Raw genomic sequence first — 16,474 nt, forward strand, 5'->3', positions numbered from 1 at the left:
TGATGAAAGATAGTGCACGCCTAAAAAGATCCACATTAAACCGTATAACAGGCTTCCAATATTGTTAATGAGCAGATTTTTCGCATAGTTGGTGATTCTACTTTATGGCAGCTCATATCTTAATATAGAAGTTTTTTAAGTTCACGTCTTATTAATATTTATTTTCGAGATCTTTTAATTGAGAGTAAACTTCCCTACTGTCTAGATTTTCTCCAATAACAACGAAATGATTTTTAAAAGCAATATCTTGTGGATAATAAGAAGGTACCCCATATGTATATTGGAATAGATTAACTTTCCCTTTTTCTTCCTCGAATCGAACAAAGCCTTTTATTCGGTGAATTGTCTCAGGAAGTTTCATTAACCAATTTTCAAAATCTGTTTTTTTAATTTCATTCGTAAAGGTATACGTTAATGATTGGATATGCAAACGTTGATGAACATTCAACTTCTCAAATTCACAAATGGAATTACGATTGGAATAAGGAATACCTGATAATGATACGTTCGAAAAATTAGTTATATGAAGAGTTGCACCTGGATTTATTGATTTTAAATCAGCTTTAATTTGCTGTAATTCTTTTTTACTTAACCGAATAGTTTTATTGATGATCAAGGTATCTCCATGTTTTACTTGCTCTTCATATAAGCGATTCAGTTGAGGACTATTTCTGCTCCTTTGTAACCATCTGTCTGCATCAACCGTTGTTATGATTGAGCGTATGGATATACGGTCAGCAATGACAGGAGACAGACAAGCATCCAGGATTTCAATAGGATGGGCCACACCAGATGCCTCTATGTATATTACATCAGGTTGATGCATATGGAATAATGTTAATAAAGAGATTTCCAATTCATCTTTAGCCGTGCAACAGATACATCCATTCAACAATTCCTGTAGAGGAACCTTGTCACCTATTATGTCTGAATCAACGGATTTCTCGCCCAATTCATTCATTAAAACTGCCACTTTTCTTCCGCTACCTTTTTCATCCATTAATAGATTCTGCAACAAAGTAGTTTTTCCACTTCCGAGAAATCCACTTATGATAACTACCTCTACTTGTGCCATTTTAACTACTCCTTAATAAACATGTTACTTTAAAATTTAGTAATAATATGTCTTTATTTGATGCAAACTTTTGTTTTCCTTTTTACCAGGTTTTCATGTTGCTCATTTTAAATAAACTTATTTCCGCAAAATTGAATACTTATCATATAATCTTACCTATTCATAAAAAGATTTATCTTAAACATTCCAAGTAAATGGGTCTGGAAGCCCTGCCCAGTTGCTTTCTAGCTCACTTACCGTTAACAAGCACGCATCCAATTCTTTTCTGAGTTTTCTTGTGTTGATATCCATCCCAATGAAGACTAGCTTAGTATGACGATCTCCATACTCAATATCCCATTCCTTAAGGATTTGTGGTTCATTTTTAAATATCTCCTCTTGTTGTAGTTCCGATAGAGAGGCAACCCAATAAGACAATGGCTCAAGTGTCACTGATGGCCCTGCTTGTGAAAATAGCAAAGAGACATTATTTCTGGTCGCACACCATGCAATCCCTTTAGCTCGTACGATTTCTTTAGGCATTGAATGTATCCAATTTGAAAATTTCTCTGAATTAAAAGGCAATCTTCTTGCATAAACAAACGATGATATTCCATATTCTTCGGTCTCGGGTGTATGTGCAGCATGCCCTTCATTTAATTCTTGAAGCCAACCTGCTGAGGTGCTTGCTTTATCAAAATCAAACAGTCTAGTATCCAAAATGTGCGTTGGATCTATCTGGCTATTTTCTGTACGGATCAGCTTAGCATCAGGTTGTAATTTACGTAATACATTCTCTAATTGATTTAAGTTTTCATCCTCTACCAAGTCACATTTATTAAGAATGAGTACATCGCAAAATTCAATTTGATCTATCAATAAATCAGCAATATTTCTATCATCACTCCCGCCTACTGCTTCCTTTCTATCCAGTAAGGAATCCCCTGATTGAAAATCATGCCAGAATCGATTCGCATCTACAACCGTAACCATAGTATCCAATCGGCAATATTTAGTTAAATCGATACCCATATTCTCATCTATATATGAAAATGTTTGTGCTACGGGAATAGGCTCGCTAATCCCAGTTGATTCTATGAGAATATAGTCAATATTTCCTGCTTTAGCCAACTTTTCTACCTCTTGAAGTAAGTCTTCACGTAAAGTACAGCAAATGCAGCCGTTGGACAATTCAACAAGCCTCTCTTCTACCCGAGAAACATGGCCACCTTTTTTGACCAGTTCGCTATCAATATTTATTTCACTCATGTCATTTACTATCACTGCTACTTTTAATCCTAGGCTATTTTTTAAAATATGATTCAGTAAAGTTGTCTTTCCTGCCCCTAGATAACCACTTAATACGGTCACCGGAATTTTTTTCATTTTATTTCCCTCACCATCTAATAAATAGTAATCATTTCGATTTACACGCTATGTTTTAGCATAAAGAATTTACGATTAAACTTGCAGCTTGACGTGCACCAGAAATATTACGTGCTATAGGACCCATTTCAAGTTCTGCTAATGCACCTGTCACATATAAGTTTTCTCCCCATTGTAAATTTTTTGAAACAATAGGATAACCGCATTCTGCACACCTTAAATGATATTTTTCTATAATAGGTTGTATTAGAGATTTACCGGGTAAAGATGATTCAAAACCAGTAGCTAATATTACCATTCCAAAGGTTCCGATTTTATTATTTTTATCGTCGAATAAGTGCACCCGTTTATCTTCTGCTTTTATCGCCATCACTTCATGATCGGCAACATGGATTGTTCCTTTTCTTATTCTATTTTTTAAGGTTGCATATAAATCTTGCGGAAGTGACCCTCTATGTCTGGCGTTTTTGATTTGTTCTCTTCGCATTCGGTAGTCCGTTATTTTTCGATAACCCGTCTGACTCTTTGGTCCAAGCCACGCTGGGTCACTATCAAAGGTATGGATTCGAAAGGGGTGCCTTTTTATTAATGTAACTTCAGCAGGAAAATGGTTTGACATTTTTACAGCTAGATGTGCAGCTGTAATCCCACCACCTATGATAGCAATAGGTGCCATAATTGAAGTGAAATCCAGTACTTTATCATCGAAAATATGTAATACCTTATCTGGGTTTTTTTTCTTCAAATCCCTTGCCCATTCAGGCCACATAAGTTGTTCACCTATCCCCAAAGCTAAGACAAGATTTTTTCCATATACCTTCTGCCCATTAGTTAAGGAAACAGACCAACGATCATTTGTCTTTTCAAGGGTTAATGCTTCTCCTTGTATCCAGGCTTTTTTAATTGCTACTTCTTCCATAAGCTGATTACAGTGTTCATTGAAAGCATCAAGTGAAGGACGTTTATAATATCCGTACAGAGCTGTAGGCCAATCATTTTTGTTTCTTTTCACGTAGCTTTTTAAACTATCTGGTTTAACATCGATGTGGTGTACAACCGGTGACCGAAGGTACGGCATAGATATGATATCAGCTCGTTTTTTCCACTTTTCCAAAGGCCTAGCATTTTTATCAATAATAGCTAACTCATTAATGGTTACCTTGCCAGTCTTTAATAAAAATGTGGCTAATGTGGTTCCCTGTATGCCGCCTCCAACAATAATCCACTTAAACATAACTACCTCCTTATGTATAATCAATATCATAATAACTTACTGTAAGAAGACGCAATCCTTGTATGCAAATTCTCTCCATTTGTTGTTTCTCATCAATATACCTAGTTTATAGCATGCATCCAATCTTAATTGTGAGGGTAAATGGGGCCATACATAAATCTATTGAACTAGTCACCAGATTAGTCTTTCTCCCTTATCTCGAAAGGAAATTAATGAAGTATCATTGGAAAATAACTCAATACTTAAATTAGAATGGTTCAGTTATCTTTTGCGCAGATGGTTTTAAGGTTAAGATAAGAAGATAAATGCTCGCTGGGTAGTTTTATCGGATTGCTTAAATTTATCGGTATAATCAATCCATTTAATTCGATTACACCGTTCATCTATAGATTTATCTATTTCCATTTGTGCCCCATCCATTATTTCCTTTATTGTAGAGATATGGAGTGAGAAGTGGTCTGCTGCCGCTCTAAATGGAGATTTCTCAATCATTAACTGAAGAAATTGTTTTTCATCCACAGAAACTTCCTCTAATTGATATTCCATACTCTCAATATACTGGTAAACTTCTCTGTGTATATCAGGTAATTTTTTGATAACACTTCGAAGTAAAAATTCCATTAAGATAGGATTAATCCGCTCCATATTTTCACCCCTTAATATTTACATAAAAACATCAACCACCAGATTTTAACATCCGGTAGTTGAAAGATTAAATATTTTACCAACTAGCTTTTTTCACACCCGGTATTTGACCTTTGTGAGCATACTCTCTAAAAGCAATCCTAGACATTTTGAACTTTCTTAGATATCCCCTTGGCCTTCCAGTTACTTCACATCTGTTCTTAAGCCGTGTAGGTGAAGAATCTCTAGGAAGTTTTCTTAGTGCTTCAAAATCACCTTTTTCTTTTAACTCTGCACGAATGGCTGCATATTTCATCACCATCTCCTGCTTTTTTTGTTCTTTAACAACTTTTGATTTTTTCGCCATAATAATTCTCCTTTTTCAAATCGAAACGATTACGTTTTATTATAATTTCTTTTGCTTTTTTAATTTATTCTCTTAATGCTTTATTTGGTTTCTCTGTGTAACGTACGTCTTTTTAATCGTGGACAATATTTCATTAGTTCAATTCTATCCGGGTTATTTCGTTTATTCTTTGTAGTAATATAATTGCGATCTCCAGTTTCCGTACATGCTAACGTAATATTAATTCTCATCTTTTTTCCTCCTACATTGTTTTAAATTTACTCATATTTCTTAAAATGAAGGTAGTGGGTCTTTAAATTCCGACCAATCTTGATTCATTTCTGCTTCCGTAAGTAAGCATTCGTCCAAGGTTTTTTCAATTTCTTTTTGACTCATATTAATTCCAATCATAACCAATTCGGTTAAACGGTCTCCAAATGTTTCGTCCCAACTATCCAAGAGTTCTGGTTCATCTTTTAAAATTTGCATTCGCTCTTCTTCGGGATAACTCACTATCCAATTTCCTGCTGCCTGAATAGTTAGAGAAGGTCCAGCTTGCGAGAGAAGTCCGGAAATGTCGTTCCGTGTAGCTAACCAAAGAAATCCTTTAGAACGTACCACCTCTACTGGCCAATTATGTATCCAATTCATTAGCCTTTCTGGGTGGAATGGCTTATTGCGGCGATATACAAATGATGCTATACCATACTCTTCTGTTTCTGGGACATGCTCTTCATTTAATTCTTTAAGCCACCCTGCCCCCTGACTGGAGGTCTCAAAATCAAAAAGTCCTGTGTTTAGAACTTGAGTAAGTGGTACACGTGAATATTCACTCTCAATAATACGGGCCTCTGGATTGAATTTTTGTAAAACTGATTTTAGTTCTTGAACATTTGTTGACGATACTAAATCGACTTTGTTCAGTACAATCACATTAGCAAATTCAATTTGATCAATTAATAAATCGGCTATTTCCCTCTCATCAGTTTCATCAACTGCCTGCTTACGATCCAATAGAGTTTCTCCTGATGCGTAATCATGCCAAAAACGATTAGCATCTAAAACGGTAACCATAGTATCCAGCTTACATAATCTAGACAAATCTATTCCCAAACTTTCATCAACATAGGTGAAGGTCTGAGCTACGGGTATTGGTTCACTTATTCCACTTGATTCTATAACGATATAATCAATATCTCCTAGCTGTACAAGCTTTTCCACTTCAATCAGTAAATCTTCTCTAAGCGTACAGCATATACAGCCATTTTGCATTTCTACCAGTTTCTCGTTAGTTTTAGAAAATCCCCCTTTTTTCACCAAGGTAGCATCAATATTTACTTCACTCATATCATTGACAATAACAGCTACTTTAAGATTATCTCGATTAGTTAAAATGTGATTTAGCAGTGTTGTCTTTCCTGAACCAAGATAACCACTTAGTACTGTAACTGGAATTCTTTTCGAACCCACATTTTCACTCCTTTCCAAAAAGCACCCTTATATCATTAATATAATCTACGCATACAAACCGAAACCATTACGATTTAATATCTAATAATACATAGCTGTTCTTTATTATAAAGGTTTGCTTTTTCTCTCCCGCTATCGTTAATAGCTATACCATTATAAATCGTAACAATTACTATTTACAAGTTTTTTTTATAAATAAAATCTTTCATCTCTTTCTTTAGAGTTCTAAATCCTTATAAATTCTACTTGATATCGCATTTTTTTGACCAAAGTATTTACCATTTTATAATTTTGCTTGTTGATTCACTTCTGAAAAGACAAGTTGACAAATTCAACGATCTATAGTTCTCAAGGGGTTATATTCCCTTCAAAACCTGGGTCAACCCACCCTGCATTTTGAATAAATAGTCCCAAGCTGCCTACTGAACTTCTCCCTTCTAGGAACGCGGTAATATTACCCGGAAGTTTAATCCATTCTTTTGTAGTAGCTAAAAGGAATGAGTGTGGTCGTATATTAATGGACTGCCCATCCTCAACAACAATTTCGCGGTATTTTGCTGAAAGTATCATGGTATCACCTTTTCTTTATCATAAGATAATGAAGCATAAGCATCATGTAAATGAATGGATTCCTCATTTCGGCATTCAATATGAAATGTTTGAACCCACCTTAATTCATATAGGTCCGCAGCAACCAGTCTAATCAGGTCTTCAACAAATCTTGGATTTTCAAATGCTTGTTCCGTCACCTTCTTTTCATCAGGCCTTTTTAAGATGGAATAAAGCTTAGCACTTGCATTCGATTCAATTACTTCTAACATGATTTCCTTAAAATTACGAGGGAAGCTCCTATCTGAATAAGTTTCAATTTCAATAGAAACAATTCCTCTCTGATTATGGGCGCTATATTCACTGATTTCTTTAGAACAAGGACAAAGTGTTGTAACTGTTGCTATCATCCCTATCTTTTCCTTCCATTTAGCTGGCTCCTGGTAGCATACTTCTATATTTACATCTGCACTCATCAGACCTGACATACCCAGTACAGGACTTGTTCTTTCAAAAAACCATGGAAAAGACACTTGGACAGCTGAAGATTTCTGTTCCATCCTTTCTGCCATCCTTTTTGCTAAATGACGTAATGACTGAGGATTCATTTCTATCCCCTTTGAATAGGCTTCTTGAAGAATTTCTGGGAGCCTGCTCATATTTATCCCTTTCTTATTACTGCACAACTCAGTAGTGAGTGTAAACTCACCAATGGTTTGTTGAATTACCGGTTCAGATTCTGCTTTAACAATGACTGGATACTTAATTTTTTTAATTCCTACATTGTCGATTTTAAAGAAATAATTTCTTTCTATGTTTTGCAAGTCTGGCATATATTGTTTGTCTGTTGGTTTAACTCCATTAATCGGACAGGTTGAACCAAAATATTGAAGTCGGTCTAGTTTATTAGGTAATTCCAGAATTGGCATCTTTTAATACTTCCCTTCAATAATAATTCTTTACCATTTATAAAAATATTGATCACGAGTAATACCTTTTTCTAAAACTACATGGAATTCCTCTTAATTTAGTTAAGTACAAAAGTTCTGTACAATTTAGAAACCATTTAGTGATCACATGATTGGTCCCTAAACAAGTCTCTAGAAAAATTCACTTTACGCTGGAATACTTTGAAGAGTACGAAAATATAATAAATCGTAATCATTACGCTTTATTCTTTAACCATATAATATTTACTTTCATAAATCAATTATTTATAAGTGGTTAAAGACAAAAAAAACTACTTATTTTCTATCAGGTAGTCTATCAAGAATTTACTAAACTTTGAGTCTTTTTCTTTTAACAACTATGTCTACTTGAAAAAAAAGTGAGCATGTTGAATAAAGACAAGCATATGCTTTATTCAACATAAATCGTAATTATTAAGATTTGTAAGGAAGGTGGTTCTTAATATGATGCGTTTTAAACGCTATTCGGCAAATCTATTATTTTTTATCCTATCACTTCTTTTTCTAGGATTCTTCTTTTTGGGGGAACGCTTTATTCCGACTCAAATTAATCTATCAACCATGCCAATGCTGAATTCAATGTTCGTTGTATTTTTAGGACTATTCTTAGAATCCATTCCCTTTCTCTTTCTTGGAGCAATCGCTTCCTCGTTCATACACTTATTTATTAGTGAAGAATTAATTCAGCGAATGATACCAAAAAAACCAATTGCTGCACTCTTTTGCTCTATCGTTGCCGCACTGATCGTACCTGTATGCGAATGTGCAATTATACCAGTCGTTCGTAGGCTGATTATTAAGGGTGTCCCTATACATGCAGGTGTCGTTCTATTAGTCACTGCACCCATTTTAAATATCATAGTATTTGGATCTACCTATTATGCTTTTCAAAAGAACCCAGAAATTATATATGGACGGGTCATCATTTGTATACTTACCGCCATTATAGTAGGTGCATTCGTTTATATTTTTTGTAGAAAAGACATTATTAAAGAAAATGCAAATGAGCACAATCATACTCAACACGACCACTTTTCCTCTTTATCACATAAATTAACTCATTTAATTAATCATATTACTGATGAGTTTTTTATGGTGGGGAAATATTTTATCATAGGTGCAGTATTTGCCAGTGTGTTTCAAGTTTGTGTTGATAGGACAATACTAGCCGAACTTGGAAATTCACAGATCCAAGGAACAGTACTGATGATGGGAATAGCATATATACTCTCCCTTTGTTCATCAGCAGATGCTTTTGTAGCTGCCTCCTTTTCCCATAGTTTTTTACCGGGTTCAATTTTGGGATTCCTAGTATTTGGGCCTATGCTCGACCTGAAAAACACTCTTATCATGATGTCTTGCTTTAAATGGCGTTTTGTATTTATATATATATTGCTAGTCTTCTTAGTCGTCCTTAGTTTATGCCTGTTAGCAGGGGTCTGGATCAGTAGAGGAGGTTTGTAGTGAAAAATATTACTTATAAATTTGAAGCGTTATTGTTGCTTGGATTAGGTCTAATGATTTTCAAGCTATATGTATCTGGAAATTTAACTCAATTAATTGCTCCGAAAATGCTGTCATACTCATTAATTTCCTTAGCAGCATTTTTGATTGTGGGATGTTTACGAATGAAAAAAGAAAAAAAGAATGTTCATTGCTGTGAATGTGAAACAGATCAAGAGAAATCAAAGTCGTCTCTTACCTCCATTTCCAAATATGGTCTATTTTTGATACCAATTTTACTTGGGTTTACATTGACTAATTTCACATTAAGCGAAGATGTATTGGCAAAGAGAGGAATTGTTCAAAAACAGATTCAGTCTGACGATTCTGCCAAGAACGAAACATTCCATCAACATGATGTAATAAAAGTTGACGATAAAAATTATTTTCAAGTCTTGGACTATTTAATGACAAATATTGAAGATATCGAAGGAAGAAAAATAGAAATTTCAGGTTTTGTATATCGAGAGAATCAGTTTCCGAAAAATCAAATTGCTATTGCCCGCCTTTCCATGACCTGTTGTATCGTTGATGCTAACTTATATGGTTACCAGGTTAATGGTCATGTAAAAAAAATGAAAACGAATAGTTGGTACACTATTCAAGGGAAATTAACTAAGGGAAGCTATAATGGTGAGACCGTTCCAGTGATCCAATTAATCACTTCTAAGAAAATCCAAGCTCCAAAGGATGTCTATCTATATGAATATGTAGATATAACCGAATAGTATAGACAGGCTATTACTAATATAAACAAAAGTAAGAGCAGCTTTTGATAAAGTCACTATCAAATCTGCTCTTACTTTATATAGTACTTTTTAATAGTAAAAAGTACTGGGGAATAAATAATGCAATTCATTCCATATGATTCTTTCCTCTAACTTCATCATTTGGGTTTATTATTTATGATAGTAAGTGACAAACTTAATTATACAACGATAAAAGAATGGAAAACAAAATAACGCTTAAAATACTTGTTATCATTTGTTTTCCAGCTAATAAGAATGCCTCTTTAAAAGAAAGTTCTTTCATTATTTTTACTAAGGTTACTAAACAGGCAGTAAATGTACTACAGAGGAAAACCGCAATAAATAGTTCTCCTACTGCTATTTGTTCTGCCATAATTCCGGAACCTTCATTCAATAATAATATTCCGTCCTTACGAAATAAACTTGCAACAAATGCAGGGGCTATATCAGTAGATAAGCCAATAACAACCAATAAGGGTGCGATAAACTCCTTTAAAATTTCCATCCATCCCAGAAAATCAAATAATGAAGCAACCAGGCAAATAATTAAAAAAATTGGCATAGCTTGGACAAGAAATTGACTTAAAACAGGCTTTAGTCTATAGGATAAAGTTTGTCCGGAAGGCCATTGCAAGAAAGTCTCTCTTTTTTTAAACATTGGTACCAATGTTTTTTTATTCCAAATTCCCCCGTGAATAAGTGATATTAATATCAAGATGAATATATACGGGATAATAAGAAAGATATGTCCTGAAGCACCAAAGACAGATAGAGACGCTCCTAGCTGATAGCTACAGGCAGAGCCAAAGGAAATAACTGAAATGCAGTTCTTCCTAGTACAAATGTTGCAACTTCGACTAGATTGTATTGCAACAACATTGCATCCAAAACCGTTAATGATAGGAACAAGATCTTGTCCGGTTAAACCAACTTTTCTCATAAGTGGATCAAGTGCATCTGTAATTTGATCCTTTAATCCACTTTCTTCTGTAATCGCAATAGCTAAGCCGAATAAAATCACAACCGGAAAAGCCCAAATGAAGGAGTAGATTCCCAATGATAGTAGTCCAAAATCTCCAAAGAGCACAGTTTTTAAGGTTTCAGGAGCCCTTCCACTCCATCTAATAAGAGAATTAACAATGGTTGATTCTACAATGCCCTCTACTCTTTTTGAAAACTGGTAGGCTAAAAAGATTGGGAGGGAATAGATAACTAGTAAAGTAATAAGAGCCACATATGGCCCTAAGATTCGCACTTGGAACAGTGATTTTAATTCCTTTATTTTTTTTATACGTAAATTATTAATTTCCACACTTTCTGCAAAAGTAACTGATCTTGCTAACTCACGTATTTTATCCCCAACTCTTGAATCAACTCTTCTTGTGTCCATTATAAATAAAGGGAATTTGTTTTTTTCTTTAAAATCATTTAATTCATTTAGTGATTCTTGATCCATTTTATCTTCAAAGCTAACTATGACAGCAATCGGCTTACCTTCAAAAGGGAAAACTTCTGTTAAGACTTCAATCTCCTCTTTAAAGTGGGTGCCTCTAACTATAAACCAATATTGATCTGCAGATTTTATCTTTTTTCTTGTATATTGACTTGAGACTAATTCACTTCCTATACGGATTCCAGGTGTATCCATATACCGGGTCTGATTTTCATTCACTTCTAGTATTGTAGAGGTAGATCCTTTAACATTAGATCCCTGAGTAGGGAAATTTTTTTGTAATAATCCTTTAAGTAGCGTAGTTTTTCCTGATGATTCTAAACCTAATAATACAATTTTCATATTAATCTCCTAACAGGCGCACCCTTTCTCACAACAAGATAAGTCATCAAGGTACATGGCAGACTTCTTATACATTTCAAAAACCTCTTGATTGCGAGGAAGATTATGATGGAAAAAGATATCCTCAGCAATAATGGCAAACCTTTGGCGGAATTTATAAATAAAACAAAAAATTGTATTACTTTGCCTTACATTCGGTCCAATCAAATATACTGAAGGGGCTAGCGTGGACTCATCCTTTTCAGTTAAGATTGGTAGTCCTTCTTCGTTCCATTCAAATAACTCCTTGAATTGCTTCGCACCGCTCCCAAAACCAGTACAGATAATTGGTTCCCATTTAGTTTCTACAACATCACCATTCTCTAATTGAATGAGAAACATGTCTTTTTCATCGTCCTTTTCGACGGAGATTGCTCTACTCATTGGATGTTCGAAGATTCCATTAAGCGCTTTTGTTGATTCAAGCCTTTCTCTTGTAAATGGTGATAAGGTCCTACTAGGATCTACATCAATATCAAACCACTGTTTCGCAGAGTAATATACATCCACTCTTCTCCCATCTTTATTTAAGTGATAGGCCGCATCCGCTGCGCTCTCACCACCACCAATAATGATTCTATCCCCTTCAATTTCTTTCCATGAGGTAACATCGCCGTAATGTATACCATATTTAAAAGGACGTTTTGGAAATTGGAATTCGCCACAAGCAATAATAACTGATTCTGAGAAAAAACCATCACCCTTCTCGCTTGTTTGTACCCAATACTTTTCTTCCCTTTTTTCTACTATATGTACTTGTGTATTTTCACTGACTGGCAACTTGTAGTGTTCAGCAATCATACATAAATATTCGCCATATTCCTCCCCTGATAAGTGTTCTTTTCCAAAAGTATATGCAGGTGACGTATCAGGTAAAATCGCGTTTAAGTCTAAAGAACTAAAACCATGAGCAGTAAAAGATGGTGTGATAAACCTTGTTTCTTCAGGCCATTGAAAGAATGTTGAACCAACTTGATCCCTCTCTAAAATAATAAAATCATCTATTCCATTCTGCTTTAATAGAACACCCATACCAATCCCTGCTGGGCCTCCTCCTATAATCGTAATCATGTATATTCCTCCTTTTATTAAAAGCTTATTACTACTGCTAAATGAATCTCGTTTATTATGAATCCTATTTTCCATTTTCCCTTGCTCTTTTCCACAACTTAAATCGAAACAATTACGATTTAAGTTATAAAGTTTAGAGACAATCTATAGACATAATCTACTATTACAGTTCGAAGTTGAACTTGTTTATGTTATGTAAGTGATTAGGGCACTATTTTTAATTAACTATTGTATATCCATAATTCAATACCCTTGATGTAACGTGATTTACTACCTATTTCTCTAAACAATCGTAACAGTACCCATAAAACTCAAACCTTTGTAATTTAAATTGATTATTAAAGGAAAACTTTGAGATATCAATAGGACAGTTATCTTTATCCAGAGATTCACTTTTCCCACAATTCAAGCATTTTATCATACTCCTCGTATTTTCAGACACTAATTGATATTTACATTCTCTTTCCCACATACCTTTCTTCTCTATAAATCCTTTTTTCTCCAACAAAAACAATGTTCTGTAAACCGTATCTAAACTGATACCGGGGATTTTTAATTTAGCCTCTTTATGAAGAATTCTGGCGGAAATAAATTCACTGTTTCTGTTACTTATCAATTTAATTAATAGTCTTCTTTTATTCGTCATCTTATAACCCGTTCTAGTTAAAACAGAATTTATTTCATATTGTAAGTTCATCATTATTAACTCCTTTCCTTATTGAATAATCTCTTTTAAGAAATTAAAGTTAAATAATCCTACCCAAACATATGTCTTAAAATCGTAATCATTTCGATTTACATTAAAATTAAATCATATTTTCATTAGAAAATCAAAGAAGTATATTTCTTTATTTTTTTCATAAACTCTTTAATTAGTGCGTAAAAAATGAATGTAAATAAATAAAATTGTTCATATTTCTAGAGAGAATGTGCGCATTTTATCACTGTAAGATGATTATTGGCACTTCTTCTCTCAGAAAGATTTACGGTTTCCCTAAGTTAACAAAAAAACTTTTTAGTACATATCAATGACCTTTTCTTTTTAAAAAGTAAATCTTTTGAAAAGCAAATCCCAGTAATAAGATGACAACAAGAAGCAACGTAATAGTTGCCCCTGGAGGAGTTCCTAAATAATAGGAAGTACTTAAACCGGTGATGATGCCGAAAAAAGCAGTAATTATCGCCGTAATAATTACCCATTTGAAACCTTTTGCTATCCTTATTGAAAAGGCAGCTGGTAAGACAAGCAGGGCTGATACTAACAGTACACCAATTGTAGGGATAATGACCGCTATTACTAGTCCAGTTAAAATACTGAATGAGAGTGACAGAATATGTGTATTAATTCCACTAGCAAATGCAGTATCTTCATCAAATGTTAACAAAAATAGCGGTCTTTTTAATATCCAAAAATACAGGAGAACTATTAAGGTTATAATCAGCATGATATATACTTGCCGATTACTAATAGTTACAATGGAACCAAATAAATATTGTTCCACATTAGTTGTCATGCCACCAGCACTAATACTCATTAAAAAGAGGGCAAGAGATAAACCAGCAGCCATTAATATGGCAATGGAAACCTCAGAATAAGAATGGTAAGCTCTGCGCATATACTCTACTGCAACGGCACCAATGATAACAACAAGAAAGCTTGAAAGAGTTAAATCAGTATGAATGAAATAACCGACAGCTACTCCAGCTAGGGATATGTGTGAGAGGGTATCAGCCATTAACGCTTGTCTCCTTAATACGAGAAAGACTCCCAATATTGGGGCAATGATGGCAATTAATCCTCCTGCCCAAAATGCCCTTCGCATGAATTCAAGGTCAAACATTTCCATGTATCTCGTTCTCCCTTCTCAAGATGAATGATTTTATCAAGAAAAGGTTTTACATCTTCTTGATCATGGGTTACCATCAAGACCGTACAGTTGTGCTCCTTAACTCGATGGTTCATAAATTCATAAAAATTTTTTCTACTTTCAAAATCCATCCCGGTTGTTGGTTCATCAAGTACAAGAAAGTCTGGTTCAGCTGCTAAAGCACGTGCTATACAGATTTTTTGTTTTTGACCACCAGATAACGCTCCGATTTTATGGTTCCTAAATTCCCACATCCCAACCATTTCCAAAGCATTTTGAACAACCTTCTCGTCAAGAGCAGTCAATCTAGCAAACCATTTTCCTTTACGAAATCTCCCGGAACGGACCAACTCTATAACAGTACTTGGAAAACCAACATTAAATGAAGCTATTTGTTGAGGTACATATCCAATTTTTAACGGTAGTCCTTTTTCATTACTTTTACTTATTTTTATCTCTCCGCTCCAAGGCTTTAATAAGCCTAGCAACAATCGCAACAGAGTTGATTTAGAGGCACCGTTAGGTCCTGTAACCCCAATGAATTCACTACTATTTATTTGAAAGGAAATATCGTCTAGTGCTGGAGTATGGCCATACCCAAATTTAATTGCTTTTACTTCTACAAGTTTCAATCATGTCACTCCTTTCCAGTTTTACAAAAAAATAAAAAGCGTGACTATGTCATGTATCACGCTTTTATTTCATTAACTATTTACTTAATGCACCCTTTAGTTTATCTAAATTATCTTGCATTACTTGAATATAATCAGCGCCTTTTTTTTGATTTTCTTCACTTAATCCTTCCAAGGTATTAAGTACTTGAGTTTCCGCCCCTATTTCATCTGCTAGAGTTTTTGCTACTTTTGGGGATGCTACTTCTTCAAAGAAAATAGTTTTTATATTATGGTCTAATGCAAATTTCTTTAATTCTGCAAGCTTAGCAGGACTTGGTTCGTTTTCAGTAGACAAGCCGGCAATTGCTACTTGTTTAAGACCATATTCATTCGCTAAGTATCCAAAAGCTGCATGTTGAGTAATAATTTCTTTATTAGGAACATCTGCAAGTGTAGATCTAAATTCTTTATCTAGGTCCTTTAGTTCTTCTATATAAGCCACACTATTTTTTTCATACTCTTCCTTATGATTTGGATCAACCTTTATTAATGCATCCTTAATATTCTCAACTTCTTTTTGTGCAAGTGCAGGGCTTAACCAAATGTGTGGATCCTTTTCATGACTATGTGCTTGCTCTTCCTCCTCTTCATGTTCATGCTCTTCACCTTCCATTAGAGTGATTCCTTCGCTCGCTTTAACAAAAGTAGACTTTTTAGAATCTAAACTCTCTTCGATATCAGGCACCCATGTCTCCATATACTCACTGTCATAGACGAATAAGTCTGCATTTTGTATATTACCTACATCCTTTGGTGAAGGTTCCCAATCATGAGGCTCTATGGAAGAAGGAATTAATAATTCTACCTCAGCGAGATCGCCAACAATATTTTTTGTAAACTCATACATTGGATAAAAAGTAGTGACTATTTGAATCTTATCAGTATCCTTCTTTATTTGATTTTCCGCCCCCTCATTACCATCCCCTTGTTGACATCCGACAAGCATAAGCGGGATTGCAAATACAGGAGCTACCATTCTGTTAAACTTTTTCATGAAATTACCCTCCGATATATATTCACTCTTTTTTAGCATTTGTAGTATATCGTAATTATTACGATTTGTAAATTGGAATAATTACGATTTGGATATACATTCCGCCAGTACTGGTAATTTAATTCTTTTACTATCTTTTTAATTATGCCA

16 protein-coding genes are annotated in these 16,474 nt (G+C 34.4%); 2 read left to right on the plus strand and 14 right to left on the minus strand.

Translation table 11 applies throughout. The annotated features are described in order from the left end of the window. Positions 1–151: 151 nt before the first annotated feature. The 8 genes from MKY17_RS16475 to folE2 all read right to left on the minus strand — a co-directional run bounded on the left by MKY17_RS16475 (position 152) and on the right by folE2 (position 7,592). Positions 152–1,075: a GTP-binding protein gene (locus MKY17_RS16475; RefSeq protein ID WP_098373703.1), complete on the minus strand. Its 924-nt coding sequence runs from the start codon at positions 1,073–1,075 to the stop codon at positions 152–154. Between the two features lie 177 nt (positions 1,076–1,252). After that, positions 1,253–2,440 carry a GTP-binding protein gene (locus MKY17_RS16480; RefSeq protein ID WP_098373702.1) on the minus strand — a complete coding sequence of 396 codons (1,188 nt, stop codon included), beginning with the start codon at positions 2,438–2,440 and terminating at the stop codon, positions 1,253–1,255. Between the two features lie 55 nt (positions 2,441–2,495). Next, complete coding sequence (locus MKY17_RS16485) at positions 2,496–3,674, minus strand: FAD/NAD(P)-binding protein (protein WP_098373701.1); 1,179 nt, start codon at positions 3,672–3,674, stop codon at positions 2,496–2,498. Between the two features lie 288 nt (positions 3,675–3,962). Next, positions 3,963–4,319, minus strand: coding sequence for a hypothetical protein (locus tag MKY17_RS16490; protein ID WP_098373700.1), 357 nt, complete (start codon positions 4,317–4,319; stop codon positions 3,963–3,965). A 76-nt stretch (positions 4,320–4,395) separates the two neighbouring features. Further along, positions 4,396–4,665 carry a 30S ribosomal protein S14 gene (rpsN, locus tag MKY17_RS16495; RefSeq protein ID WP_098373699.1) on the minus strand — a complete coding sequence of 90 codons (270 nt, stop codon included), beginning with the start codon at positions 4,663–4,665 and terminating at the stop codon, positions 4,396–4,398. A gap of 80 nt (positions 4,666–4,745) precedes the next feature. Then, entirely contained in the window at positions 4,746–4,895 is a 150-nt protein-coding gene (gene rpmG, locus MKY17_RS16500; protein ID WP_098373698.1) for a 50S ribosomal protein L33, read from the minus strand. Positions 4,896–4,935: 40 nt separating this feature from the next. Then, positions 4,936–6,114 (minus strand): GTP-binding protein, encoded by a 1,179-nt coding sequence (locus tag MKY17_RS16505; RefSeq protein ID WP_098373697.1) that lies wholly within the window; start codon positions 6,112–6,114, stop codon positions 4,936–4,938. 566 nt (positions 6,115–6,680) lie between these two features. After that, complete coding sequence (folE2, locus tag MKY17_RS16510) at positions 6,681–7,592, minus strand: GTP cyclohydrolase FolE2 (protein WP_098373696.1); 912 nt, start codon at positions 7,590–7,592, stop codon at positions 6,681–6,683. 483 nt (positions 7,593–8,075) lie between these two features. On the opposite strand from folE2, the gene MKY17_RS16515 reads away from it, so the two are divergent. After that, positions 8,076–9,095 carry a permease gene (locus MKY17_RS16515; RefSeq protein ID WP_098373695.1) on the plus strand — a complete coding sequence of 340 codons (1,020 nt, stop codon included), beginning with the start codon at positions 8,076–8,078 and terminating at the stop codon, positions 9,093–9,095. Further along, positions 9,095–9,862, plus strand: a complete 768-nt coding sequence (locus MKY17_RS16520) for a TIGR03943 family protein (protein WP_098373694.1) — start codon at positions 9,095–9,097, stop codon at positions 9,860–9,862. Before MKY17_RS16515 ends, MKY17_RS16520 begins: the two co-directional genes overlap by 1 nt. Before the next feature lie 196 nt (positions 9,863–10,058). On the opposite strand, the gene MKY17_RS16525 is transcribed toward MKY17_RS16520, so the two are convergent. The 6 genes from MKY17_RS16525 to MKY17_RS16550 all read right to left on the minus strand — a co-directional run bounded on the left by MKY17_RS16525 (position 10,059) and on the right by MKY17_RS16550 (position 16,324). After that, positions 10,059–11,678, minus strand: a complete 1,620-nt coding sequence (locus MKY17_RS16525) for a nucleoside recognition domain-containing protein (RefSeq protein ID WP_339200169.1) — start codon at positions 11,676–11,678, stop codon at positions 10,059–10,061. A gap of 9 nt (positions 11,679–11,687) precedes the next feature. Further along, positions 11,688–12,788 carry an NAD(P)/FAD-dependent oxidoreductase gene (locus MKY17_RS16530; RefSeq protein WP_098373692.1) on the minus strand — a complete coding sequence of 367 codons (1,101 nt, stop codon included), beginning with the start codon at positions 12,786–12,788 and terminating at the stop codon, positions 11,688–11,690. A 274-nt stretch (positions 12,789–13,062) separates the two neighbouring features. Continuing rightward, the gene (locus MKY17_RS16535; RefSeq protein ID WP_098373691.1) at positions 13,063–13,488 is read right to left on the minus strand and encodes a Fur family transcriptional regulator; all 426 of its coding nucleotides are present in this window, start codon (positions 13,486–13,488) and stop codon (positions 13,063–13,065) included. A 325-nt stretch (positions 13,489–13,813) separates the two neighbouring features. Continuing rightward, complete coding sequence (locus MKY17_RS16540; RefSeq protein ID WP_098373690.1) at positions 13,814–14,635, minus strand: metal ABC transporter permease; 822 nt, start codon at positions 14,633–14,635, stop codon at positions 13,814–13,816. Continuing rightward, positions 14,581–15,288, minus strand: a complete 708-nt coding sequence (locus tag MKY17_RS16545) for a metal ABC transporter ATP-binding protein (protein WP_098373689.1) — start codon at positions 15,286–15,288, stop codon at positions 14,581–14,583. Before MKY17_RS16545 ends, MKY17_RS16540 begins: the two co-directional genes overlap by 55 nt. A gap of 76 nt (positions 15,289–15,364) precedes the next feature. Next, positions 15,365–16,324: a metal ABC transporter substrate-binding protein gene (locus tag MKY17_RS16550; protein WP_286177253.1), complete on the minus strand. Its 960-nt coding sequence runs from the start codon at positions 16,322–16,324 to the stop codon at positions 15,365–15,367. Positions 16,325–16,474 lie beyond the last annotated feature (150 nt).

The organism is Peribacillus sp. FSL P2-0133 (assembly GCF_037975445.1).
GTDB lineage: Bacteria > Bacillota > Bacilli > Bacillales > DSM-1321 > Peribacillus > Peribacillus simplex_E.

Coding starts and splice junctions, on each gene's coding strand:
- MKY17_RS16475 (WP_098373703.1), bottom strand. CDS start 1,075: ATGGCACAAGTAGAGGTAGTTATCATAAGTGGATTTCTCGGAAGTGGA.
- MKY17_RS16480 (WP_098373702.1), bottom strand. CDS start 2,440: ATGAAAAAAATTCCGGTGACCGTATTAAGTGGTTATCTAGGGGCAGGA.
- MKY17_RS16485 (WP_098373701.1), bottom strand. CDS start 3,674: ATGTTTAAGTGGATTATTGTTGGAGGCGGCATACAGGGAACCACATTA.
- MKY17_RS16490 (WP_098373700.1), bottom strand. CDS start 4,319: ATGGAGCGGATTAATCCTATCTTAATGGAATTTTTACTTCGAAGTGTT.
- rpsN (WP_098373699.1), bottom strand. CDS start 4,665: ATGGCGAAAAAATCAAAAGTTGTTAAAGAACAAAAAAAGCAGGAGATG.
- rpmG (WP_098373698.1), bottom strand. CDS start 4,895: ATGAGAATTAATATTACGTTAGCATGTACGGAAACTGGAGATCGCAAT.
- folE2 (WP_098373696.1), bottom strand. CDS start 7,592: ATGCCAATTCTGGAATTACCTAATAAACTAGACCGACTTCAATATTTT.
- MKY17_RS16515 (WP_098373695.1), top strand. CDS start 8,076: ATGATGCGTTTTAAACGCTATTCGGCAAATCTATTATTTTTTATCCTA.
- MKY17_RS16525 (WP_339200169.1), bottom strand. CDS start 11,678: ATGAAAATTGTATTATTAGGTTTAGAATCATCAGGAAAAACTACGCTA.
- MKY17_RS16530 (WP_098373692.1), bottom strand. CDS start 12,788: ATGATTACGATTATAGGAGGAGGCCCAGCAGGGATTGGTATGGGTGTT.
- MKY17_RS16535 (WP_098373691.1), bottom strand. CDS start 13,488: ATGATGAACTTACAATATGAAATAAATTCTGTTTTAACTAGAACGGGT.
- MKY17_RS16540 (WP_098373690.1), bottom strand. CDS start 14,635: ATGGAAATGTTTGACCTTGAATTCATGCGAAGGGCATTTTGGGCAGGA.
- MKY17_RS16550 (WP_286177253.1), bottom strand. CDS start 16,324: ATGAAAAAGTTTAACAGAATGGTAGCTCCTGTATTTGCAATCCCGCTT.